Consider the following 25,641-nt stretch of genomic DNA (forward strand, 5'->3'; position numbering starts at 1 on the left):
TTTGTTTCCTTTCAAAGCCATATCTTATTATTACATAGTAAAATTACTACAGGTTTCGTTTATTACATTGAACGAAATACTTTTTTGTTTAGAATAAGGTAATCAATGCCGGAATATAAGGTAAGAATGGTGGCAATATACATCATAATCGTAGCTGCCGGAATATTTATCAGCGAAAATGGCCAATTACCAAAAAGAATCAGGATGATGGCAATCATTTGGGAAATCGTTTTAGCTTTCCCCCATTTACTGGCTGCAATGATAATTCCATCAGCCGCAGCCAAAGATCGTAAACCCGTGATGGCAAACTCACGAGCAATGATAATAATCACCATCCAGGCTGGAACGGATCCCAACTGGACAAAACAAATCAGTGCTGAACAAACCAGCAATTTATCCGCCAGCGGGTCCATAAATTTCCCGAAATCAGTCACCAGGTTACGGCTTCTGGCAAGATAGCCATCCAGGCTGTCGGTTAACGCTGCAATAATAAATAAGGCGGCTGCAAGGGGCTGATGGTATGGAAATTCGATTAGTAACGCTGCGATGAAAAAAGGAATCATGGCCATTCTGACAACGGTAATCTTATTTGGTAAATTCATTTTCAATATCTCCTATCAAATCATATTCTAAAGCATTGACTATCTTAACGGAATAGAAATTTCCGATTGTTAAGGGAGTATTGTGACTGTCGACAAAAACAGTTCCATCTATTTCTGGAGCATCCCCATAAAAACGACCAAAGTAAGTATCCTCGTCCACCCCTTCGATCAATACTTTTAGGATTTTGCCAATAAAACGCTGCTTTTGGGCATGCGAAATAGACTGCTGAGTGATCATGATTTCATTATAGCGTTTTTCTTTTTCATCTTCAGGAATTTGATTTTCAAATTTCGCAGCCGGTGTATTTTCTTCCTGTGAATATTTAAATACCCCTAAATGATCAAAAGGCAACATTTTTATTTTATTAATCAGCTCAGCATGCTGCTCAGAGGTCTCACCTGGAAAGCCAGTAATAATTGAGGTTCTCACGACAGCTTCTGGTAGTGTCTTGCGGATTTTACTAATCAAATCAGCTGTCTGTTCAAAGGTCATCTTTCTACCCATTCGTTTTAAAACCATATCATTTAGATGCTGAAGTGGAATATCGAAATACGGGCTGATCGATGGATGTTGTTTGACAACAGCTAACAATTTATCAGTGATGCCTTCCGGGTAGAGATACATCATCCGAATCCAAGTAAACTCGAACTGACTGGCAATTTTTTTAAGTAGGTTTGGTAAGTCTAAATCTTCATCGAGATCTTTTCCGTATGGTGCAATGTCTTGTCCGATTAGAATTATCTCTTTGATGCCACGTTCCTGGAGGTATTGTAGTTCCTCAAAAATATTCAGGCTGCGACGACTGCGGTATTTACCTCTTATTTTAGGGATGACGCAATAGGTACAGCCATGGTCGCATCCCTCGCTGATGCGCACAAAAGTCGAAACTGTACCTTCCTTGATATAACGCCGGGCTTCAATGATGTCTTTGTCAATATCACCAAAAAATTGCGTCTCAATTCTTTTTTCTTCATTACCGATCGGATCCAAATAATCAGGGTCTGATGTGATTTCCAAATAAGTGATTAATTCCAGTATATTGTCAAAATGACCAACCCCTAAAAATCCGTCAATCTCAGGAATTTCTGCTGCAAGCTCTTCGTGGTAACGTTCTGCCATGCAGCCAGCAACAATTAGTCGTTGACACAAGCCCGAATTTTTATAATCGACATATTCCAGAATGTAATCAATCGATTGCTCCTTTGCCGATTGGATAAAACAACAGGTATTGACAATAATAATCTCAGCCTTTTTGGGATCAGTGACAATACTATATTTTTTTTCTTCAATTAAGCCTAGCATCATTTCTGAGTCAATGGTATTTTTGTCACATCCCAAAGTCGTCATGTGAATAGTCTTCATAGTTACCTACTCTCTTTTTTTAAATTCATCTTCTGTAATTAGAATTTTCCGGGCTTTGCTACCATTGGGACCGGAAATGATTCCACGATCCTCAAGATCATCAATAATTCGACCTGCTCGGGCGTAACCAACCTGTAGTTTTCGCTGGAGCATCGAAGTGGACAATTGGTTGTATTCAAAGGCAATATTTAGGGCATCTTCCAGTAAGACGTCTCCTTCTCGGCTTTGTGTTTTTTCCTCAGGTTCCTGGGAAATAGCTTCCTCGATGGAGGTATCATACTGCAGTCCCTTTTTAATCTTGACAGTATCAATCACCGCGTTTATCTCAGAATCAGATACGTAGGTACATTGCACGCGGGTCGGCTTCGATTGGCCAACCGGAAAATAGAGCATATCCCCTTTACCAAGGAGCTTCTCAGCCCCACCGGTGTCAAGAATTGTCCGGGAATCCGTGTTTGATGCCACTGAAAAGGCAATCCGCGATGGAATATTGGCTTTAATCAAGCCGGTAATAACATCGACTGAAGGCCGTTGCGTTGCGATGATCAGGTGAATACCGCAGGCTCTTGCTAATTGGGCAATCCGACAGATGGCATTTTCACATTCTTTTGGTGAGGTGATCATTAAGTCGGCCAACTCATCGATGACGATAACAATTCGAGGTAATTTTTTTTCTCCCGATTTGGTCATCAGCTCGTTATACCCTTCAATATCCCGAACTCCCGCTTCTTTGAAGAGCATATAACGATCGGTCATTTCTTTTAATCCCCAATTGAGAGCATAGGATGCTTTTTTGGGATCTGTCACCACTGGAATCAGCAGATGGGGAATGCTGTTATACTGATTCAATTCCACCATTTTGGGATCGATCATTATAAATCGTAATTCTTCAGGCGATGACTTAAAGATCAGACTAACAATAATACTGTTAATACAGACACTTTTACCGGATCCTGTCGCTCCAGCAATTAGCATATGAGGCATTTTCCCAATATCACCGATAATGTTTTCGCCTGAAAGGGTTTTACCTAATGCGAAGGTTAACGGACTCTTGCTGTTAATAAACTGCGGTGTTTCAATAATTTCACGCAGGCCAACAATTTCAGAAACATCATTAGGCACTTCAATGCCAACAGCTGCTTTCCCGGGTATCGGCGCTTCAATACGAATATCTGAGGTGGCAAGGCTGAGGGCTAGATCACTGGACAGATTAACGAATTTATTGACTTTGACCCCTGGATCAAGTTGCAATTCAAAACGGGTAATACTTGGGCCTACATTGACCTCGACGATTTTAGCTTTGACCCCAAAATTTTTCAATGTTTCCTCGATGATTTTAGCTTTCTTAATAACATCGTCTTTTTTTGATTTCTTTTTAGCAGCTGGAGGGTTTAAAAGTGATAAAGAAGGAAAGGTATATTCCTCAGGTTCTGTTTCGAAATTAACTGCTGATAAATCCAAAACTTTCGTTTCATCGTCAGCTTTTGTTTCTTTATTTAAATTTTTACTTGCATCTTTATTCAATTCATTTTTAGGGGGGCCAAAATCCTCAAAATTTGGTGGTTTCAAGAAATTTTCATGAATCTTCATTGGAGTTTCTTTTTCATCTGCATCTTCTTCAATAAAACCAAAAGGATCCTGTTTAGCTTTCTTTTTTGTAGGAGGTCCAGTTACCGGTTCAAACAATGGTTTCTCAGAGACCTGATGGAGCTGATTAGACTCATTGATCTGATAGGGTTCAAACAACGGCGCATTGTCATCATAATCGCCCACCATTGGTATCAGTGTAGTTTCAGAAGTACGTTCCTTAGTGGCTTTAACCTCTTTTTTGATTCGTTGTTTGTCCCGGATTATATCAATCCGGTCTTTCAGGCGATCTTTGATCGGAGGAGAATTTTCTTTTTTATCCTTGATCAGGTTTAAATATTTTTTTAGACTGTTTCTGAAAATAAAAATTAATATAATTGCCGAGCTTATCATAACTAACAGCAGCGTACCTTTCACTGCAAATAATTTAACAAAAAGCATTGCCAGGAGAATACCGATGATACCACCATATTGGCCATACAGGGCTAAACTAAACAGTTCCGGGATGCTATAGTCCATCAGATTCGGGGCATTAACAGTAAATCCGATCATAAAATTCACAAGTAGCAAAAAGACTAAGACAAATGTGGTCCGCCATTCCTCAATTTTATTAAGACACAGCACAACCCCAAGGACAAAAATGAAGATCGACATAAAAATTGTGAGGGCCCCAAAACAATAACTGAAGGCCTGGCTGACAAAGTTACCAACCATCCCAGCATTAAAGTCGATATATGCATAAATAGAGAAAATACCCAGTAGTATTAAAAAGATCCCGACTGCCATATTACTGATAGAAAAACGCTTCACCGTTTTTGCTGCTGGTTTCTTCTTTGTTTTACGTTTATTTGATTTGTTCTGATTCGTTTTTTTTGTGTTGTTTTTATTTATTGCCATTGGTCTCCTCGAATTTATATTAAACGATATAATGATAAAAAAGGTGCAGGTAAACCTGCACCTTTTGATTATGTTATAAGATAAGATTGGAAAGCGGTGCAGCAATCAATGAAGTTTCACGACTTTAGCTTATTTTAATGAGATCCGCAGCGTCTATTTTCCGGAATGTCCAAAACCACCATGACCACGCTCACTGGCGGCCAATTCTTCCGCACTGAAAACCTCAACAAAATCTGCCTTGACATACTCAGCGAAAACCATTTGGGCAATTCGCTCTCCTGGTTCCAACTGATAAGGTTTATCAAGTAAGTTTATCAGAATTATCTTAATTTCGCCACGATAATCAGCATCAATGGTACCGACGCCGTTGACCAGAGATAAACCATGTTTAAGCGACAAACCGCTTCTAGCACGAATCTGTGCTTCAACACCAATGGGCATTTCTAAAAAAATACCGGTTGGTATTTGATAAACCTTATGGGGCATGATAATCATTTTCGAATTAAGATTTGCCCTCAAATCGACTCCAGAAGAACCAACCGTTTGATATTCTGGTAACGGATATTGAGATTGATTCAGTATTTTAATCGAATAATTCTTGATCATCTTTATTCCTTTGGCAGCATTGCTTTTCGTGAAAGGTTAATACGGCCCTGTCCGTCGATTTCCATAACCTTAACCGTCACTTCGTCGCCAATTTTCACAACATCTTCAACAGCGTTGACCCGTTCATTGGCTAATTTAGAAATATGAACTAAACCGTCTTTACCACCTGGTAGAGATACAAAAGCACCAAAATTCATGATCCGGACAACTTTTCCGGTTAAAACTTCACCAACTTCAACTTCTCTGACGATGTTTTCAATAATTTCTTTGGCTCGATTACCAGATTCGGTATCTACTGAAGCAATGAAGATTCGGCCATCATCTTCGATATCAATTTTTACTCCGGTGTCATCAATAATCTTGTTAATGACCTTGCCGCCAGAACCGATAACATCGCGGATTTTATCCGGTTTAATTTGGAAAATAATAATCCGTGGAGCATAGGGTGATAAATCTTTGCGTGATTCGGCGATTTCTTCATTCATGATGCCAAGGATATGGAGTCGACCAATTCTAGCTTGTTCCAGGGCTTCAGTCAAAATTTGTTTGTTGATGCCATCTATTTTAATATCCATTTGGATGGCTGTAATACCATCGGCTGTTCCGGCCACTTTAAAATCCATATCGCCAAGGAAGTCTTCCATTCCCTGAATATCAGAAAGAATGGCTAATTTATCATCTTCTTTAACCAAACCCATCGCAATACCAGCAACGGGTGCTTTAAGCGGAACACCAGCAGCCATTAATGAAAGCGAACTGCCGCAAACACTAGCCTGGGAGGTTGAACCATTTGAACTTAGTACTTCAGAAACCACCCGAATAGCATATGGAAATTCATCTTCAGATGGCAGGACCGGAATTAACGCCCGTTCAGCCAATGCACCATGCCCAATTTCACGACGGCCTGGGCCACGTGATGGTCGGGCTTCCCCAACACTGTATGATGGGAAGTTATAATGGTGGATATAACGCTTAGACTCTTCATTTGACAGGCCATCCAGTTTTTGCACATCACCAAGAACACCCAGAGTTACAACCGAAAGTACCTGAGTTTCACCTCGGGTAAATAATCCAGAACCATGGGGTCTTTCCAAAAAGTCTATCTTAGCTGTGATCTGGCGAATTTCATCCATTTTTCGATTATCTGGACGAATACGGTCTTCAAGAATCATGCGACGAATTTCTTTTTTAACGAGTGAACTAATCACATCATCAATTTCGATCTTCTGATTAGGATAAATTTCTAAGAAATGATCTTTTACAAGCTCTTTTATTTTTTCAATATTGTCAAGTCGTTCCATTTTGTCAGGTGTTTTAACAGCATCACTTAATTGATCACCAAGAAAAGCCACAATTTCAGCTTTGATTTCTTCAGATGGTGCAAAAATTGGATAATCAGCCTTTGTCTTACCAACAGCCGCAATAATTTCTTCCTGAAAAGCAACAATTTTCTTTATTTCTTCATGAGCCAATAAAATGGCTTCAAGCATTGCTGTTTCAGAAATCTCATTAGATGATGACTCAACCATCATAATTGCATCTTTGGTTCCTGATACAATCAGGTTAAGATCACTAATAGCCCGTTGTTCTTCATTTGGATTGACAATAAATTTTTCGTCAACAAGACCGATAGCAACCGAGCCAATTGGTCCATTAAAGGGCAAATCAGAAATCGATAAAACGATGGAAGCTCCAATCATGGCCGCTATTTCTGGAGCATTATCCTGATCGACAGACATAACTGTCGCAATGACCTGAACTTCATTTCTAAAGCCTTTAGGAAAGAGTGGACGGATCGGGCGATCCATCAGTCGACAATTTAAAATAGCTCTTTCTGTTGGGCGACCTTCACGCTTTATAAAGCCGCCAGGAAATTTCCCGACAGAATATTGTTTTTCTTCATAGTCGCAACTTAATGGGAAAAAATCCATCCCTTCTCGGGGTTTTTTAGCCGCTGAAACAACAGCTAAAACTTCTGTTTTTCCATATCTAATCATAGCTGCACCTTTTGCAAGCAGTGCAACCTCGCCAATTTCCACGCGGAGTGGTCGTCCGGCAATTTCAGTTTCAAAAATATTCATTTTTTTCTCGCTTTCTCTTATAATTCCCCAGAAGTGGTGCTTTTACACCCTCTGGTGTAAGGTGCAATCATAAGGGTATCGGGATCCGCATTTGGATTGATAACCTTCAGGTAAAAAAAAAGGGCGGAATACTCCGCCCTAAATTATTTTCTTAAGCCTAATCTTTGGATTAGTTCTCGATATCGATTGATATCTTTGTTTTTAAGATAAGTTAATAATCGTCGTCGCTGTCCTACCAGTTTCAGTAGACCGCGTCGTGAGTGATGATCTTTTTTATGAATTTGAAGATGTCCATTAAGATCATTGATTCGTTCAGTTAATAGTGCAACTTGAACCTCTGGGGAACCAGTGTCACCTTCATGTGTCTTGTAGTCTTCGACGACCTGTGCTTTTAATTCTTTACTAATCATTTAAAATCTCCTTGTTTTTTAATTTAGCCGTAAACCGAGTATTTTGTAGGAGCTTCAAAAAACTAAGTGAACGGTAATAACTTAATGAGTATATCATAAGTATTTATCGTTGTAAATATATTATTCAATGAATCTTTTTCTGATCGTGTCAATATCCATTTTAATCTGCGTGATTAAATCATCAATCGATTCAAATTTTATTTCATCTCTAATTTTTTCCTTGAATTCAATGGTTATCACCTGATTATAGATGTCCTCATCAAAATCATAAATATAAGTTTCAATCGTAAATGGATGCTTTTCAAAGGTCGGATTAAACCCCAAGTTAGTTAACCCGTTTAAACATTTTCCTTTATAATATACCTGAGTATAGTAAACCCCAGTGCTCGGTAAAATTAATTTCTTACTGAGTTTTATATTTGCAGTTGGAATGCCAAATTGGTGGCCAAGCCCCTTCCCTTTTACAACGGTTCCGCTTAATGCATAATTTCGGCCCAGAAAGGTTTTAACCTCATCCACCTGACCACAGCTGATCAGTTCACGAATGAAGGTTGAACTTACTGAATGGGTATTGATGACAAAGGGAGGAAGAATTTCAACTTCAAATCCATATTTTTTTCCTAACTCATTTAATGTCCGTGTTGTCCCTGCACCCTTATAACCAAAATTATAATTGAAACCGACAACAATAACTTTGACATTATACTTTTTTAGCAAATAGTCAGTAATAAATTTCTCTGGGGTTAACTTCATCAGCGTTTCGGTGAAAGGATTCATAAAAACAAAATCAACACCATAATTCCGAATCATGGATTCTTTTTCTTCGTTAGATGTAATCAGCCAGGGCGTGTAATTAGGAAAAATTAATTCGAGGGGATGTTCTTTAAAGGTCATAACCCCAGTTTTAAAGCCGAATCGCTGACCTATTTTTTTAGTTTCTTCAAGCAATGCCCGGTGCCCTAGATGAACGCCGTCAAAAAAGCCCAGTGCTAAAACAATTTCTTCTCCATGATAAGTTTCTATCGTCATTATTTACCTCACAGTAGTTTTGTCGGTTTAATATAGTTTCCTTCTTCATTTACATGATATCTGCCCATACCGATAAGTTGGTCACCATCATATAAGCGCAGGGTTTCCCCAGGGTAAAAATCATCGAGAGCTTCATGAACATTCCATTGAAAAAGCTTATTTCCATTGAGTAGGAACTTACGACCTTGCTCCGTTGCCCGTACCAATTGATAACGTTCAAGAGAATACTCCAGCGGATAGAAAAAAAGTTCATTCTGATTTCGATTGTTTATTTCTTCTATTTCAGCCAAGGTTACCGCATCATTAATGCTGAAACGACCAACTCGATGACGAATCAGATTTCCCATACATCCCAAGGTCCCCAGAGCGCTCCCAATATCACGGCACAGGGAACGAATATAGGTACCCTTGGAACAGGTTACCATAATTCTGGCTTTTTGGGTATCAGCACTGAATTTGAGTAAACTGATCTTCGCAATATGAATGTCCCGTTCCGGTATTTCCACCGATTCGCCATTTCTGGCATAGTGATACAGTTTTTTTCCATTCACCCGAATAGCTGAATAGATAGGCGGTTTCTGGCGTATATCACCGATGAATTTGTTCAAAATACGCTCAAAATCATCGCGATTGATCCGTCGATGGTTTTCACTGATAACCGTCCCTGATAGATCACAGGTATCAGTTTCTATTCCCAAGATAACTTCCGCTTCATAAACCTTTTCATAATCGGTGATATATTCAACCATTTTGGTGGCTTGGCCGACACATAAAACAAGAACACCCTGGGCATCAGGATCCAGGGTTCCGGTATGACCGATTTTTTTAGTTTTTAAAATCTTGCGCGCTTTAAAGACTACATCATGAGAAGTCATCCCTTTTTCTTTGTAGACATTAAGATAGCCACTATAACTTTTAATTTTCTCCATTTTGACTCTCATAAACTGCCATCAGATCATGCTTGAGTTCATTAATGTCACCACTAAAATTAAAGCCTGCTGCTCGTTCATGCCCTCCGCCACCGTATTTTAAAGCCACTTCATGAATATCATAGGGGTATTTAGCACGCAAAGAAACCCGATACTCGCCCAGATCAATTTCTTTTAAAAGTGCTGTTATTGAAACCCCAATCGTATTCTGCCCCAAATTAGCAACATCGTCAGTAATATTTATTGTACCGCCAAACTTCGAAATTGTATCATGATTTAAGATCATCATAGCAATGGGCATACTATCCAAGATTTCTAATGAATGAATGGCAGCCCCGGTCATTTTCATCTGATCAATATTTTTCTGTGTATGAAGTCTTTTAGAAAGATGGGCATAATTATTTTTGATGCCATATAATTCACTGGCAATTAAATGGGTATCTACAGTTACATTGGAAAATTGAAAGCTTCCGGTATCTGTTGTAATGCCAGTAAAAACTGCATCAGCCATTTCTTCATCAAATACCACATGTAAGCCCTTTAAAATTCGAAAAACAATTTCTGCGGTCGCTCCGGTAATTTCAACAAAGTTAAGATCACCATAATGGGCATTACTCGTATGATGATCAATAACCAGTTTTGTTTTAGTAACCGGCATTTCAGCAGGCAAAAAGGCAAAACTAGGGCTGGAACAGTCTAAAATTATTATGACATCATAACGATCTTGTAAGGACCGGTTAAAACACTGAACTTCGTCAAAGAAAACGAGTTTGTCTTCAAGAGGAAGCTCAATATAATAATCAACGGTTTTATTTAGTTGCTTCAAGCCCTTTCCCATCGCGACTGCTGAGCCAATTGCATCGCCATCCGGTTTTTGGTGCAGCAGAATTAAAAAGGATTGATTGTCCCGTAAGCAATTTAATATTTCATCAGGAATCTTCTTCATTCGAGTCCTTCGCTTCTTTATTGTCCTTCAAACTTTTTAAAATCGATTCAATATGCATACCATATTCAATGGAGTTGTCAATTTCAAAGCTCAGGGAAGGTACGGAATGAACCGTAATTACCTGTCCCAAGCTCGATCTGAGAAAACTCCTGGCATTATTTAGTAATTCGAGAACGATCTTTTTCTGAGCTTCATCTCCAAATATACTGACATAAACGGTTGCGGTCTTTAAGTCTGAGGCAGCTTTAACCCTGGTGATGCTCACATTACTGTCTTTGATACGAGTGTCTTTCAATTTGTGTATAATGATCAAACTCAATTCTCTTTGAATTAAACCATTAATTTTTTCATTTCGATGAGATGCCATTATGTTTATCTCCTTCACGGAAAGATAGGCGTTCACTTATCTTTCAATTTTTTCCATCGTAAATGCTTCAATGTTATCGCCAACTTTTAAATCGTTGTATTTTTCGATACCAATTCCACATTCATATCCGGTGCTAACTTCCTTAACATCATCTTTAAATCGTTTTAATGAGGCGATTTTTCCCTCCAGGACAACAATTCCATCGCGGATAATGCGGATTTCATCATTTCGGTTAATTTTTCCTTCGGTAATGTAACAGCCGGCAATAGTCCCAATGCTTGGGATTTTAAATACTTCTCGTATTTCAGCATTCCCCATGACCTTTTCTCGGAATTCAGGAGCCAGCATGCCTTCCATAGCCTTTTTAATATCCTCAACGGCATCATAAATAACTCGATAGAGGCGAATGTCCACTTCTTCTGTTTCAGCCAGTTTCACAGCATTTTTATCTGGTCTGACATTAAAGCCAATGACAATCGCGTTTGAGGTGGCCGCTAACATTACATCCGTTTCGTTGATAGCGCCGACAGCACCATGGATAATATTAATCCGAACCGCTTCATTATCCAGTTTTTCCAGTGATTGTTTAATGGCTTCAATGGAACCCTGAACGTCGGCTTTAATAATAACATTAACATCCTGAATATTGCCGTCCTGAATCTGACTAAACAAATCGTCAAGAGAAATATTAGAACGTCGCTGGCGTTCGCCTTTTTGCATTTCTTTCCGCTTTTCAGCCAATTGACGGGCTTCTTTTTCATTCTCAAGCACGATAAAATCGTCCCCCGCCGCTGGAATATCAGAAAGGCCCGATATTTCTACTGGTGTGGATGGACCGGCTTTCTTTAGTCGCTTACCCTTATCATCAATCATTGTTCGGATCTTACCGTGAGTAGTTCCTGAGATAATAGAATCACCAACATGTAAGGTTCCCTGTTGAACAAGTAAGGTTGCAACCGAACCTTTTCCACGCTTTATCTGGGATTCAATGACACTTCCTCTCGCTTCACGACCAGGATCTGCAGTCAATTCTTCCATTTCAGACATCATGATAATCATTTCTAACAAGGATTCTATACCTTCGCCGGTTTTTGCAGAAACGTTAACGGCTATGGTTTCGCCGCCCCATTCTTCAACAACAAGGTGGTATTTGGTCAATTCCTGTTTAACCCGCTCTGGATCAGCTCCAGGTTTGTCAATTTTATTGATGGCAACCAGGATGGGAACTCCAGCAGCCTTGGCATGGTTGATCGCTTCAACCGTTTGAGGCATAACGCCATCGTCGGCTGCTACGACCAGGACCGCGATATCTGTGATTTGCGCCCCTCGAGACCGCATTGCCGTAAATGCCTCATGTCCCGGCGTATCGATCACAGTAATGGCATGGTTTTTAATATTAACCGTGTAAGCACCGATGTGTTGAGTGATACCACCAGCTTCGCCGGCGATAACATTTGCTTTGCGGATTCGATCAAGAAGTGATGTTTTACCGTGATCAACATGTCCCATGACGGTTACAACCGGTGGTCGAGGAATCAGATTATCACTTTCTTCTTCATCGTATTCTTCCAGAATTTTAGAAACGACATCTTCAATTTTAATCGCCTCAACTTCAAAACCTAACTCTGCTGCAACGATCGCAGCTGTTTCAAAATCAATTTCCTGATTAATGCTGACCATGGTACCTGCGAGCATTAAAGTTTTAATGACTTCGGTAGCACTTATTTCAAGAATATCGGCTAGCTCACCAACGGTTAAAATCTCAGGTATTTCAAATGTCTGATTTAACTGAACGGATTTCTTTTTTTCATCTTTAATTCGTTTGTAAACACTTCTAGCAGTCTTTTCTTTTTTACTATGGTCTCTGACCTTTGGTTGCTGACTCTGATTGCTTGAAACGGGTCTTTTTTTATCGTCTGTTCTTTTCGGCACATTGCCCCCTGTTTTTTGTTGGTTTTTTTGTGGTGGTTTTGTTGATTTAGGCTGTTTTTTTATATCCGTACTTGTTTTTGGGGTAACCTGACTCGTTTTTGCAGTCTCAGCAGTCTTGACCGATTCTTTTTTCTTCTCTGGTTCTCGCTCTGCTAGATACTTATCTTTATCGAATTTCTTTTCAAATTCAGTAATTTGTTGATCAGTCAGGGCGCTCATATGGTTTTTTACAGGAATATTGTGCTTATTTAAAATAGCTACGAAATCTTTACTGGGAATATTATATTTTTTTGCTAAATCGTATACTCTTAATTTTGACATATTATTCCTCCCTTCAATATTTAATTATTTCATTTGTTTTTTCTCTGACAGTTGCTGCCGAACAGTCTCGACAACATCACTTTCTACTTTTCTTTTAAATGCCCGTTCCAGGTAATTTTTGTTCAGGAATTGATCCACACATGCTTCGGACTTGCACACATAGGCACCACGTCCATTTGCTTTACCAGTGGGATCAAAAAAAATTTCTCCAGATTTATCTGATACGATCCTAAATAAGTCGCGTTTATCAAATTTCAAATGGCAGATAACACAGGTTCTCTGTGGAATTTTTTTCATTGTACCTCCCCGACATTGTTCATCTAAGTATTATAGCATAAAAAAGCTATATTATTGATTAAACCTTTAGTTTTCAAGATCTGAAGTATCTTCAAGTATGGGCTCTTGATCTACAATTGATCCATCTAAAACTTCCAATTCTTCAGCAGATTCCAACTCTTCTTTTAGTTCTAGTAATATATCATCTAATTCTCGGTTTTCTTCTTGAGGAACTTTATGTTGATTCACATAATCGATTTTACTCTTGATATCAATTTTCCAGCCGGTTAGTTTAGCTGCCAGTCGGACATTCTGTCCTTCTTTTCCAATAGCCAGCGATAACTGGTAATCATCGACAATAGCAATTGCTGTTTTATCTTCTTTATTTGCTATAATTTCGACCACTTTAGCGGGACTCAAGGCATTGGATAAATACTCTTCGATATTATCACTCCATTTAATCACATCGATTTTCTCGCCCTGGAGCTCATTGATAATATTCTGCACCCGAACCCCTTTTTGCCCCACACAGGAACCAACCGGATCAATGCTTGGGTCATTAGCTTTGACCGCTACCTTTGTTCTGGAACCTGCTTCTCTGGAAATGGATACAATATCGACAATGCCGTCGAATATTTCAGGAACTTCAGATTCAAACAAGCGTTTCACCAAGCCCGGATGGGTCCGGGATACATTTACCTGTGGACCCTTGGTTGTTTTCTTGACCATCAGCAGGTAAACTTTTAGTCGCTGATTCAGTGTATATTTCTCTCCGGTTGTCTGCTCTGAAGGCAGCATCACCGCCTCAAGTTTTCCAACCTCAACATAAACGATACTCTTTTCAATCCGTTTGATAATGCCAGTTAGTACTTCATCTTGTCGCTTGAGATAATCATCATAGATGATATTGCGCTCAGCTTCTTTAATTCGTTGAATGATAAGTTGTTTAGCATTTTGAGCGGCAATTCGTCCAAAATCTCTGGGTCTGACTTCTTTTCTGAAAAAATCACCAACAGCATAGTTGCTGTCAACTTCACGGGCTTTTTCCAAAGAAATCTGACTGTGATCATTTTCGGGAACTTCAACAATTTCTTTTAATGCAAATACCTGAATATCACCATTTTCCCGGTCAATATTAATCTCAACGTTATGGGAGTTACCATAATTTTTTTTGTATGCTGTGGTAATGGCAGCTTCAATTGCTTGAATTAGTTCTTCTTTATCAATCGATTTTTCTTCTTGAATTACATCCAGAGCACGTATAAACTCCTGATTCATATTGATTTTCTCCGCCTTCCGTATTATTCAGCTGATGGAAGAGGTTTGAAATTCAACTCATCCAACCGATTTGCTTTCGCGATTTTACTATTGTCCAGTGTCAGCATTTCACCTGTTTCCAATTCAAGGGTTAATTGCTCATTATTATATGATTTTAAGATCCCCTCGATGTCTTTTTTTCCATCTAGTGGGGCGAAAAGGTGGATGGCAATTTTCTTATTAAGATTTGCCAGAAAATGTTTTTCTTTTTTTAAAGGTCGATCCATACCTGGTGAAGATACTTCCAAAAAATAACTTTGTTCAATGGGATCCTTTTCGTCGAGCAATTCACTGATTTGTCGGCTGACTATTTCACAATCGTCTAATGAAATTCCATTTTCGGAATCAATAAAAAGGGTTAGACACCAGTCTTTTCCCTTTTTATCAAAAGTCAGATCTGTTAATTCATAACCAAGCGATTCTACCGCTGGTGCAGTTAATTCTTCCAAGAAGAACTCTTTCGATACTTTTTTCATACTTATTCCTTTTCATTTATTTTTATTCTAAATCATTTAGGGACGATTTTTTATATTTTTAATCATTATTGATGCCTACTCGAAAAATAGTTAAGAGTGGGTCTCCCCACTCTTAATGAAATACTATATAATTGAATAAACAATTAAATAAATCATATCCCGAAAAACACTTAAACTTCTAAAATTTCTGCTTCTTTTTCTTTTAGAATGGTTTCAATGTTTTTAATCTCGTCGTCCGTTACCTTCTGAATTTCTTTTTCACCTTGTTTTAAATCATCTTCGGTGATCAGTCCTTCTTTTTGACCGTCTTTCAATTCTTGAATGGCGTGTCTGCGGATATTTCGCATCGCAACCTTACACTCTTCACCGTATTTTTTTACCAGCTTAACAAGTTCTTTTCGCCGTTCTTCAGTTAATTGGGGAATTAGCAATCGAATGATCTTTCCATCATTTGAAGGATTAAAACCTAAATCTGACTTTAAAATACCTTTTTCAATAGCTGGGATAGCCGTAGCATCATAAGGTTGAACAACGATCATTCTCGCTTCAGGGGTACTTATATTTGCTAATTGATTTAAACCCGTGGGCGAACCATAATAATCTACCATTACCTTATCAAGAATCCGCGGATTTGCCCGTCCTGCCCGTAAGCTGCCAAGACTCTCATTAAGGTTTTTTAGTGCCTTATCCATTTTTTCATTTGCTGTTGCTTTAATCTCATTTACCATCTTCTACACCTCCTGAATAATTGTTCCGATTTTTTCGCCCATGATCGCACGTAAAATATTTTTCGGTTCATTTAAACCAAACACTAGAATAGGAATGTGATTATCCATACATAAGGAAGTTGCTGTCGAATCCATAACCTTCAGACCTTGATTAAGCACATCAATGTATGATAATTCAGAATAGCGTATTGCATCAGGGTTAACCAGCGGGTCAGAATCGTATACTGCATCTATGCTTTTCGCAAGAAGAATTATTTCAGCATCAATTTCAGCCGCTCTCAGTGCTGCGGTTGTGTCGGTTGTGAAAAAGGGATTTCCGGTGCCACAGGCAAAAATGACAACTCTTCTTTTTTCGAGATGACGAACTGCTTTTCTGCGGATATAAGGCTCTGCAATTTGCTTCATTTCGATAGCTGTCTGAACACGCACAGGTACTTCCATTTCTTCCAGAACATCTTGTAAACCAAGCGCATTAATGCAGGTGGCAAGCATTCCCATGTAGTCTGCGGTGGATTTATCCATACCTTCACCACTTCGTCCCCGCCAAAAATTACCGCCGCCCACAACAATGGCAATTTCAACTCCCAACTCAAAAACTTCTTTGATCTGGCAGCATATTGATTGTACCGTTGGAGTATCGATACCATGACCAGCGTTGCCTGCTAATGCTTCACCGCTTAATTTTATGATGACACGTTTGTATTTCGGTTCCAAAAAGACTCCCCCCTTCATTTTCTATATTATATCGTAACTGTCTACAATTTACAATCTTATCAACGGTAAAAAAAGAACACGAATGTGTTCTTTTTAAGCGTTTATGCGTTTAATTGCTTCGCTACTTCTTCGGCAAAATTTTCTTCTTTTTTCTCTAAACCTTCACCCATCTGGAATCGGGCAAATCGTCTGATTTTAACATTTTCGCCGATAGTCATGATTTGTTCCTTAACCAGATCTTCAATCGTCAGGTCCGGATTTTTAACAAAAGGTTGTTCCAAAAGACAGATTTCTTTATAATACTTACTGACACGACCTTCTACCATTTTATCAACGATCTTTTCTGGTTTACCTTCATTTAAAGCTTGAGCGCGAAGAATTTCTTTTTCTTTTTCAATTTCATCGCTAGGCACTTCTTCTTTGGTCACATATAGTGGGTTGGCAGCTGCAATGTGCATCGCTACGTCTTTAACAAAGGTTTTAAATCCTTCATTTTTTGCAACGAAATCAGTTTCGCAGTTCACTTCCACAAGAACGCCGATTTTTCCACCCATGTGAATATATGACTCAACGATACCTTCCGCGGCAACACGACCCGCTTTTTTGTTGGTTGCTGCCAGTCCTTTTTCTCTTAAAAAGATCATCGCGTCTTCGATATTTCCATCTGTTTCAACTAAGGCTTTTTTGCAGTCCATCATACCGGCACCGCTTTTAGCTCTTAATTCTTTTACTAATTTTGCGTCCACTTTTTTCCTCCTGATCGTAATTATAAATTATTCTACTTCGGTAACTACAGCAACTTCTTCAACAACTTCAACTTCGACGACAACTTCTTCGACAACTGGAGCTGCTACTGGCGCTACAACAATTTCTTCTTCGACTTGCTCGCCCTGACGTCCTTCAATAATTGCATCTGAAATAACAGAAAGGATTAAAGCAACTGCGCGGATCGCATCATCATTACCAGGAATGATGTAGTCAATTTCATCAGGATCACAGTTTGTATCGACAATTCCAATAATTGGAATACCTAGTTTTTTAGCTTCTGCGATAGCAATTCTTTCTTTTTTAGTATCAATAACAAAAATAGCTCCTGGAACACCCTTCATATCTTTGATGCCACCCAGGAATTTTTGTAATTTTTCACGTTGACGTTTTAGTTTAATAACTTCTTTTTTAGGTAGAAGTGCATAAGTACCATCTTCTTCCATTTGTTCGAGTTCATTTAATCGGTCAATTCGTTTGCTGATGGTACCAAAGTTTGTTAAGGTTCCACCTAACCACCGATGATTAACACAGTAGCTTCCACTGCGCTTTGCTTCTCGTTCAATACTGGTCTGAGCTTGTTTTTTTGTACCGACAAAAAGAATTTCTTCTCCGTTTTCAGCCAGCTCTTTGACAAAGTTATAAGCTTTTTCGATTCTCTTCACAGTTTGTTGTAAATCAATGATATAAATACCATTTCTTTCTGTGAAAATATACGGAGCCATTTTCGGATTCCATCGTCGTGTCTGGTGTCCAAAATGCACCCCTGCTTCTAATAATTGCTTCATTGAAACACATGCCATAATTTATTCCTCCTTGGTTTTTCCTCCATCCTCATCAATCAAGAACATCGACCTTAAAACAGGCACCTGATGTCTCTCAGAGAATGTGTGTAATACATACCCAAATATAATAGCACAATCATTCAAATTGAGCAAGTTTTATTTTGAGTAAGTTTTTTTATTCAAAGTAAATATTTTTGGTAATTTTCCCGTTTGTCAGATATATTGAACACACTTTCAACATAGTTCATGTCAATTTTAAAATCGTCCTGTTCATAATCTGAAGCATAGAAAGATATTTCTTCCAATAGTTTTTCCATAACCGTATGCAGTCGCCGGGCACCAATATTTTCATCATCTTCATTTTGAAGATAAGCAATCTTGGCAATATGTTTAACTGCGTCCTCCTCAAAAATAAGATTGACATCCTCTGTTCGTATGAGTTCCTGATATTGCTTAATTACTGAATTTTCAGTATGGGTTAGAATCTGGATAAAGTCTTCTTCTGTCAAGCTGTCAAGATGGACACTAATGGGAAAACGACCCTGAAGCTCAGGAATCATGTCTGATATCTTTGAAACATGAAAGGCCCCAGCCCCAATAAATAAAATAAAATCCGTTTTAATCGGACCATATTTTGTATTGACGGTGCTTCCCTCAACAATCGGTAGGATATCACGCTGGACGCCTTCTCTTGAAACATCCGGTCCATGATTATTACTATTTCCGATAATTTTGTCAATTTCGTCAATAAATATGATGCCATTCTGTTCGGCATCCTTGACACCCAATTCATTAACCTGATCCATATCGATAAGTTTCTGGGCTTCCTGATTGATCAGTATTTTTCGGGCCTCGGAAATTTTCACGTTCTTCTTCTTTTTCTTCTGGGGCATAAAATCACCCAGGATATCATTCATATTAAAAGACATACTATCATTGTTCATGCCCTGCATAACACCAATGGTCTTCGATCCATCGTCATCTACTTCAATTTCGATGATCTGGTCTTCTAACTGGCCCGCTTCTAATTCTTTTGACAAAGCTTCACGTTTTTCTTTTTTTGTTTTTTCCTTTTCGCCATCGACTTCCAATTCGGATTGTGTGGGTGCCGTAGATGGCGAAGGTTTCATAAAAATGTCAAAGGGTGTTTTTAAGGTTTCTTTAATTTTTTTTGAAGGAACCAGCGTATCAAGAATGATTTTATTGGCATTCTTTTGGGCTTCAGCATATACCTCTTTCATTTTTTCCTGTTGAACATTTCTGATCGATGTCGTGACAAGATCGCGAACCATGGATTCGACATCGCGACCGACATAGCCGACTTCGGTAAATTTTGTAGCTTCAACCTTGATAAACGGCGCTTTTACCAGTTTTGCCATTCTTCTGGCAATTTCTGTTTTCCCCACCCCGGTAGGTCCGATTAAGATAATATTCTTGGGCGTAAATTCATCAATCAGATCCATCGGCAGAAGTGATCGACGATAACGGTTTCTGATAGCTACTGCCACAGCTTTTTTAGCTGATTCCTGGCCAATAATATAGCGGTTTAATTCAGTAACAATTTTTTTAGGTGTTAATTCTTTCATAATCACTCTTCCGTTTCTATAATACTTCAACAGAAATATTATTATTTGTGAACACACATATTTCTGAGGCGATTTTCAGTGATTCATAAACCATTTCTTCGGCACAAAGATTTGAATGGTTTTTTAGCGCTCGAGCTGCCGCAAGGGCATAAGATCCGCCAGAACCGATAGCGGCCACATCATCATCTGGCTCAATGACTTCCCCATTTCCTGATAAGACCAGGGTTTCTGTTTCGTCCATAACAATTAACAGTGCTTCAAGCTTTCTGAGAATTTTGTCCGAACGCCATTCTTTTGCCAATTCTACTGCCGACCGTTTCAGATTGCCATTATACTGTTCGACCTTATGCTCAAATTTCTCACAGAGAGTGAATGCATCAGCAACTGAGCCGGCAAACCCCACTAAGATTTTATCATTGTAAATTCGTCTGATTTTTGTTGCTTTATTTTTCATAATTGTTTTTTCGCCCATGGTTACCTGACCATCTCCCGCAATGGCAACCTGACCGTTATGGCGTATTCCAACAATGGTTGTTGCATGAAACATATTATTTTCTCGCTTTCCTATTTAATCAAATCGGCTGCTATTGCCCCACTGGTGCTTTATACCCACAGTCTTTTTTATCGCAATAGATCGATTTTCGCTTACCCAAACCTTTTTGAAAAAGTGTTGATCCGCAAACCGGACATTTGTCTGGGATTGGTAAATCCCAATTCATATAGTCACAGTCCGGATAATTGCTACAGGAATAAAAAGTTCGTCCAGTTTTGGAGGTTCGTTTGACAATATCGCCTCCACAGACAGAACAAATGCCACCTGTTTTTTCGAAAAAAGGTTTCGTGTTTTTACATTCCGGAAAACCCGGACATGCTAGAAATCGCCCATATTTCCCTTTTTTTATAACCATCCGTCGTCCACATAATTCACAATCTTCATCAGATTCAGGGTCAGCGATTGTCACAGACTCGGCATTTTCCTGGGCGTTAGTCAGTTCCTTTTCAAAACTTTTATAAAAGTTTTTCAGGAGTTCAATCCAGTCTGTTTCCCCCTCCGAAACTAAATCAAGACGATCTTCCATTTCTGCCGTAAATGAAATATTTACCACATCACTAAAGTATTCTTTCATCAAATGGGTAACCGTAATGCCGAGTTCTGTCGGCTTAAAATGCTTATCTTCAACTTCCACATAATCACGATTTTTAATGGTAGCGATGGTAGGGGAATAGGTGCTAGGCCTACCAATTCCTTTTTCTTCTAATATTTTAACTAATGATGCCTCAGTGTAACGAGCTGGGGGCTTTGTAAATTTTTGTTCTCTAGAAGTCTTAAGTCGAATCAGGTCATCACCTGCGACTAATTCTGGCAAGATGCTATCATCATTCTTGCCAGCATTTTTACCAACCCGGGTAAATCCATCAAACTTTTGGGTTTCACCTTTTGTTTTAAAAATTAGATTACTACAGGCAACATCGACATCAGTCACATAATACTGGGCATCAGCCATTTGACTACAGAGCAGTCGTTCCCATATGAGTTTATATAGTCGATATTGATCAGATTCTAATGAATTTCGAGCTTGTTCTGGCGTTAACATAACCGATGATGGACGTATGGCTTCATGTGCGTCTTGTACATTTTTCTTTTTACTGACTTTTTTTTCATTACCTAAATAATCATCACCAAAATGCTGTCTGACATATTCTTTAGTCTCAGAAATCGCTTCATCCGCTATTCGGGTTGAATCAGTTCGTAAATAGGTAATCAGACCTGTCAATCCGCTGCCTTTTATGTCTACACCTTCATATAGTTGCTGAGCCAGACGCATGGTCCGTTGGGTTGTAAAACCAAGCACCTTGTATGCTTCCTGCTGAAGCGTACTGGTAGTAAAAGGCAGGGGTGGTTTTTGATAGCGCGTTCTCTTTTTGACGTTGCTAACTACACTTTCATTTTCTTCTACAACTTTTTCCAAACGGATAGCATCTTCGGCATTGGTGATGGTCTTCTTCTTACCGTCTTCGGAGTAAAATTTTGAAACAAATGATTTGTCATCATCGTGTTTTTTTAAGAGCAGCTCCAGATTCCAGTATTCCTCCGGAATAAATGCAGCGATTTCCTCTTCCCGATCGACGATAATCCGGGTGACAACTGATTGAACGCGACCGCCACTCAATCCCTTCTTGACCTTTTTCCATAAAAATGGACTAAGTGAATAACCAACCAATCGATCAAGGATCCGTCGCGCTTGCTGCGAATTAACTAGATCAATATCAATCGTTCTTTTGTTTTCAATGGCAGCATTGACAGCCTTCTTAGTAATTTCATGAAACTCAATCCGACATTTCGTATCTAAATCAATTTCAAGAAAATTAGCCATATGCCACGAAATAGCCTCCCCTTCACGATCAGGGTCAGTAGCAAGATAGACCAGATCTGCTTTTTTGGCAGCGGTTTTTAAACTTTTTAACAATTGGGCCTTGCCCCGTATTTTAATATACTCTGGTTTAAAATCTTCTTCTATATTAATACCAATCCGACTTTTGGGCAGGTCGATTACATGTCCCATAGTAGCTTCAACTTCAAATCCTTTTGGTAAATATTTTTTAATCGTTTTAGCTTTTGCCGGTGACTCAACGATAACTAAGGTTTTACTCATTGACTACCTCCTTCTTTCTTAATATTGTGATGTGTATTCTCTAAAATAGCCATATTATAGCAAATAATTCTACTATATACAAAACCTATGCATTCGAATATAACCCATTGTCCTTAAATTAACACAATATTTCCATATTTTATCAGAATAATTTCTTCTATTTCCATCATCGTCAATACACTATTCACGCGGTTGACCGGTAAATCTGAACAAGCTACCAGCGCATCAATCGTCTGATACCCTTTTTTAATAAGGTCTAGAATCAACTGCTCCTCAGGCGTTGCCATTGTTAATCCTGACGACTGGTTATTGAAATTGTTTTTTTTCTCGGCTTGATCAAAAACAATGTAATCCTCGAGAATATCATTCGGCTCAGTAACGAGTTTTGCCCCCTCTTTGAGTAACTGATTTCCACCTGCCCAACTCGTTCCACAGATCTCCCCTGGAATCACATAGATGTTTTTACCTTGCTCTAAAGCATGGTTGACTGTAATCAATGAGCCACTTTTCTTTCTGGCTTCAATCACCAGTATGCCCTGAGAAAGCCCGCTGATGATCCGATTGCGCTGCGGAAAATGGTAAGGTAGTGGCTTCTCGCCTAAATTAAACTCTGAAATAACGAGCGCTTTCTCTGCCATTAGCTCAAAGAGTTTTTTGTTAACCCGAGGATAGCAGATATCGATACCAGTGCCTAATACCCCGATGGTGCTCCCCAGTTCATTGACACTGCTCCAATGACTCTTACCATCAATACCAGTGGCTAAACCGCTGACGATTGTAACGCCACGGGATGAAAGCGACGAAGCGAATAATTTGGCGTATTTTTCACCTGCGACAGTGGGATTCCGGGAGCCGATAATCCCAATCGATAATGGGGCATTCAATAAGGATAGATCGCCCCTGGCATACAGGCCTAAAGGTGGCATATAAAGATTCAACAGCGATTCCGGAAATCCCGGATGACAACGTGGAATTAGCACAATGTTGTTTTTCTTCATATATGACAAATCGTGCTTGGCTTTTTCGAGCGTTCTGATCTGACAAAAATAATCTACCGTCTTCTGGTCCACGATTCGTGTCTTTAAAAGAATTTCAGGGCTTAATGAAAAAATTACTTCAGGAGATGTAAATTGTTCCAGTAGCATATTTTTTTGTTTGATAGACAGTTTTTCAACACCCATAAACCATAGCCAATAAATTAAATCTTCCACGACTCACATTTCCCTTCAAATTAGTTATTCTTTATACTACCACAATTATGATGACAAATAAAACCCTTAACAAACAAAAAACGGCACTGGAGATCAGATCTCAGCGCCGGGTTCTAAAGTTTAATTTTTTTGATTACTCAATCACTTTTAAATTTGTATCAATGTTCTTAGTAACATCTTCTCCAAACCATTTCATTGATATCTCAGTTAGTTTTCCATTTTGTCTTAAGGTGTCTAAAGCTGTGTTTAATTGTTCGTTGAATGCAGTATCCGCTTTTCGAACAGTAATACCGATTGGTTCATTTGACAAAACATCAGAGGAAATAGCGTAGATCTCAGGTTTTAAAGTGGTGTAAAACTGAGCAACACTAATATCTGTCATAATATTATCAATCTGTTTTCCTTCAAGAGCAGCGAAGGCATCAAGCATCGCATCATATTTATTCACAGTATATTCTACATTTTCCTGGGTTTTTAAAGCTTCGGCCGCATAATCGGCAGTGGTTTCAATTTGAACACCAACCGTTTTTCCGGCCAAATCTTTTGGCGTTTCAGCTGGGGTTGCATCCTTGCGTGATACAATTACAATCCCATTGGTAAGATAAGGGTCGGTCATATTAAATCCCGCTAGTCGTTCGTCAGTAATACTGGTCCCCGATAAAACAATGTCATACTGGTTTGCATTAAGACCATTGAAAATTCCATCCCATGCAGTTGGAATCCACTCGATTTCGACCCCAAGTTCATCAGCTAAAGCTTGGCCCAGGTCAATATCGAAGCCGACAAGCTCATTATTTTCATCTCGGAACTCCAGGGGTAAATACATATCGTTTGTTCCGGCGGTCAAAACCCCATCAGCCAATGGATCTTCAGTGTTGGCAGAGTTACTTCCACATCCCGATAAAAACAGTGAAATTCCTAATACAATTGCAATCAGTACATAACTTTTTCTTTTCATTTATTCCTCCTGTAGTATAAACTTTGTCTTTCATTATATTTGGCAACGTATGAAAATTCAAGTATTATTTATTCAAACAAATTAACAGATGGATTCCTGTTTAGTGGATGAGCCCAACTGTTTATTCGTTTTGTTATTTTATTATCGCATTTATCATTCCCGATTTCCTGGTATTAAAAGGACGGACGCTGAGGCGTGACGGACGATATTATGACTGACACTGCCTAAAAATATCTCTTTGATAAACCCCCGTCCCTGAGTTCCCATAACGATCAAAGGAATTTTTTCTTCATTGAGTAGTTTAATGATTTCTGAAGTAGGGGATCCGAAACGTATTTGTATATCAACGCTAACGTTATTCAGCGTCAACAGCTCATCCTTAAGCTTTTGAAGACGATCATGATCAATTTCGTTAAACTCAACCAAGCGATGCAAAAGATAGGGGTTAATTTTCGATTCATCTTGGATATGGAATATCGTTACTTTTTTAAGACCGTTTCTTACCATCTCCTTGACTTGTTCAAATGCGACATCGGCATTTTTAGAAAAATCTGTGGGAAACAAAACATGGCGTATCAGGTTAAAATTGTCCTCCGGTGTTTGCTTTCCATTATTATCACGAATGACCAAAATTGGCTTTACGGCACCATATAAAATATTATACGCAATTCCCCCCAAAAACAGGGAACTGACAATTGAGTGCTTCTCGGCACCAACAACGATCAAAGAATATTGATCTTCCTCCGCAATCTGATTGATTTCATGCTTGATATTACCGGAAATAATCTGTGTTTTAACGGTAAATCCCTGTTCAATTAAAATCGCTGATTGTTGCTTTAGATTTTCATCAAAGATCGATCTTAAATAGGAATTAACACCGGCGTCAACATCCTGAGGGTTAAAACATTGTAAGAGCAAACATTCCTTTGCACCAAGAGACCTCAAACTTCGAATAAACTCCACCATTTCTGAAGATGCATTAGAAACCTCAGAAACAACAATTATTTTATCAAACATATCAACCCTCCATAATTAAAAAATAATCCACCACGCAAATAACTTTATTATCTTTATAACCTTTTTGGAGTTGGTTAAACGATT

The 25,641-nt window shown here is 38.8% G+C and carries 24 protein-coding genes; all 24 read right to left on the reverse strand.

Annotated features, from left to right (window positions below; genetic code table 11):
- Positions 1-62 precede the first annotated feature (62 nt).
- Complete coding sequence (gene pgsA / locus U2P91_RS06315; RefSeq protein ID WP_111886926.1) at positions 63-602, reverse strand: CDP-diacylglycerol--glycerol-3-phosphate 3-phosphatidyltransferase; 540 nt, start codon at positions 600-602, stop codon at positions 63-65.
- Complete coding sequence (rimO, locus tag U2P91_RS06320; protein ID WP_111886927.1) at positions 586-1,965, reverse strand: 30S ribosomal protein S12 methylthiotransferase RimO; 1,380 nt, start codon at positions 1,963-1,965, stop codon at positions 586-588. The genes pgsA and rimO overlap by 17 nt, the downstream gene beginning before the upstream one ends.
- Before the next feature lie 6 nt (positions 1,966-1,971).
- Entirely contained in the window at positions 1,972-4,449 is a 2,478-nt protein-coding gene (locus U2P91_RS06325) for an FtsK/SpoIIIE family DNA translocase (RefSeq protein ID WP_111886928.1), read from the reverse strand.
- Between the two features lie 153 nt (positions 4,450-4,602).
- Positions 4,603-5,055 (reverse strand): dUTP diphosphatase, encoded by a 453-nt coding sequence (gene dut, locus U2P91_RS06330; RefSeq protein ID WP_111886929.1) that lies wholly within the window; start codon positions 5,053-5,055, stop codon positions 4,603-4,605.
- Between the two features lie 2 nt (positions 5,056-5,057).
- Positions 5,058-7,136 carry a polyribonucleotide nucleotidyltransferase gene (locus U2P91_RS06335; protein WP_111886930.1) on the reverse strand — a complete coding sequence of 693 codons (2,079 nt, stop codon included), beginning with the start codon at positions 7,134-7,136 and terminating at the stop codon, positions 5,058-5,060.
- 143 nt (positions 7,137-7,279) lie between these two features.
- Positions 7,280-7,546, reverse strand: a complete 267-nt coding sequence (gene rpsO, locus U2P91_RS06340; RefSeq protein WP_111886931.1) for a 30S ribosomal protein S15 — start codon at positions 7,544-7,546, stop codon at positions 7,280-7,282.
- A 120-nt stretch (positions 7,547-7,666) separates the two neighbouring features.
- Positions 7,667-8,575 carry a bifunctional riboflavin kinase/FAD synthetase gene (locus U2P91_RS06345; protein ID WP_111886932.1) on the reverse strand — a complete coding sequence of 303 codons (909 nt, stop codon included), beginning with the start codon at positions 8,573-8,575 and terminating at the stop codon, positions 7,667-7,669.
- Between the two features lie 8 nt (positions 8,576-8,583).
- The gene (truB, locus tag U2P91_RS06350) at positions 8,584-9,504 is read right to left on the reverse strand and encodes a tRNA pseudouridine(55) synthase TruB (RefSeq protein ID WP_111886933.1); all 921 of its coding nucleotides are present in this window, start codon (positions 9,502-9,504) and stop codon (positions 8,584-8,586) included.
- A complete protein-coding gene (locus tag U2P91_RS06355; RefSeq protein WP_111886934.1) occupies positions 9,491-10,450 on the reverse strand; it encodes a DHH family phosphoesterase in 960 nt (319 codons plus the stop codon). Before U2P91_RS06355 ends, truB begins: the two co-directional genes overlap by 14 nt.
- A complete protein-coding gene (gene rbfA / locus U2P91_RS06360; RefSeq protein WP_111886935.1) occupies positions 10,434-10,817 on the reverse strand; it encodes a 30S ribosome-binding factor RbfA in 384 nt (127 codons plus the stop codon). Before rbfA ends, U2P91_RS06355 begins: the two co-directional genes overlap by 17 nt.
- A gap of 36 nt (positions 10,818-10,853) precedes the next feature.
- A complete protein-coding gene (infB, locus tag U2P91_RS06365) occupies positions 10,854-13,070 on the reverse strand; it encodes a translation initiation factor IF-2 (RefSeq protein ID WP_111886936.1) in 2,217 nt (738 codons plus the stop codon).
- Positions 13,071-13,094: 24 nt separating this feature from the next.
- A complete protein-coding gene (gene rnpM / locus U2P91_RS06370; protein WP_111886937.1) occupies positions 13,095-13,367 on the reverse strand; it encodes an RNase P modulator RnpM in 273 nt (90 codons plus the stop codon).
- 66 nt (positions 13,368-13,433) lie between these two features.
- Positions 13,434-14,624, reverse strand: coding sequence for a transcription termination factor NusA (gene nusA, locus U2P91_RS06375; protein WP_111886938.1), 1,191 nt, complete (start codon positions 14,622-14,624; stop codon positions 13,434-13,436).
- Between the two features lie 23 nt (positions 14,625-14,647).
- Complete coding sequence (gene rimP / locus U2P91_RS06380; RefSeq protein ID WP_111886939.1) at positions 14,648-15,139, reverse strand: ribosome maturation factor RimP; 492 nt, start codon at positions 15,137-15,139, stop codon at positions 14,648-14,650.
- 170 nt (positions 15,140-15,309) lie between these two features.
- Positions 15,310-15,867 carry a ribosome recycling factor gene (gene frr / locus U2P91_RS06385; RefSeq protein ID WP_111886940.1) on the reverse strand — a complete coding sequence of 186 codons (558 nt, stop codon included), beginning with the start codon at positions 15,865-15,867 and terminating at the stop codon, positions 15,310-15,312.
- A gap of 3 nt (positions 15,868-15,870) precedes the next feature.
- The gene (gene pyrH / locus U2P91_RS06390) at positions 15,871-16,581 is read right to left on the reverse strand and encodes a UMP kinase (RefSeq protein ID WP_242988587.1); all 711 of its coding nucleotides are present in this window, start codon (positions 16,579-16,581) and stop codon (positions 15,871-15,873) included.
- Positions 16,582-16,682: 101 nt separating this feature from the next.
- Positions 16,683-17,327: a translation elongation factor Ts gene (gene tsf / locus U2P91_RS06395; RefSeq protein ID WP_111886942.1), complete on the reverse strand. Its 645-nt coding sequence runs from the start codon at positions 17,325-17,327 to the stop codon at positions 16,683-16,685.
- 27 nt (positions 17,328-17,354) lie between these two features.
- Entirely contained in the window at positions 17,355-18,149 is a 795-nt protein-coding gene (gene rpsB, locus U2P91_RS06400; RefSeq protein WP_111886943.1) for a 30S ribosomal protein S2, read from the reverse strand.
- A gap of 161 nt (positions 18,150-18,310) precedes the next feature.
- Positions 18,311-19,717 carry an ATP-dependent protease ATPase subunit HslU gene (gene hslU / locus U2P91_RS06405; protein ID WP_111886944.1) on the reverse strand — a complete coding sequence of 469 codons (1,407 nt, stop codon included), beginning with the start codon at positions 19,715-19,717 and terminating at the stop codon, positions 18,311-18,313.
- A gap of 16 nt (positions 19,718-19,733) precedes the next feature.
- A complete protein-coding gene (gene hslV / locus U2P91_RS06410; RefSeq protein WP_111886945.1) occupies positions 19,734-20,264 on the reverse strand; it encodes an ATP-dependent protease subunit HslV in 531 nt (176 codons plus the stop codon).
- A 37-nt stretch (positions 20,265-20,301) separates the two neighbouring features.
- Positions 20,302-22,371, reverse strand: coding sequence for a type I DNA topoisomerase (topA, locus tag U2P91_RS06415; RefSeq protein WP_111886946.1), 2,070 nt, complete (start codon positions 22,369-22,371; stop codon positions 20,302-20,304).
- A 113-nt stretch (positions 22,372-22,484) separates the two neighbouring features.
- Entirely contained in the window at positions 22,485-23,582 is a 1,098-nt protein-coding gene (dprA, locus tag U2P91_RS06420) for a DNA-processing protein DprA (RefSeq protein ID WP_111886947.1), read from the reverse strand.
- Between the two features lie 133 nt (positions 23,583-23,715).
- Positions 23,716-24,540, reverse strand: a complete 825-nt coding sequence (locus U2P91_RS06425; protein ID WP_111886948.1) for a substrate-binding periplasmic protein — start codon at positions 24,538-24,540, stop codon at positions 23,716-23,718.
- A gap of 153 nt (positions 24,541-24,693) precedes the next feature.
- Complete coding sequence (locus U2P91_RS06430; RefSeq protein WP_111886949.1) at positions 24,694-25,557, reverse strand: universal stress protein; 864 nt, start codon at positions 25,555-25,557, stop codon at positions 24,694-24,696.
- Positions 25,558-25,641: the final 84 nt, after the last annotated feature.

Origin of the sequence: Acetobacterium sp. K1/6 (assembly GCF_034438075.1) — a bacterium.
Taxonomy (GTDB): Bacteria; Bacillota; Clostridia; order Eubacteriales; family Eubacteriaceae; genus Acetobacterium; species Acetobacterium carbinolicum.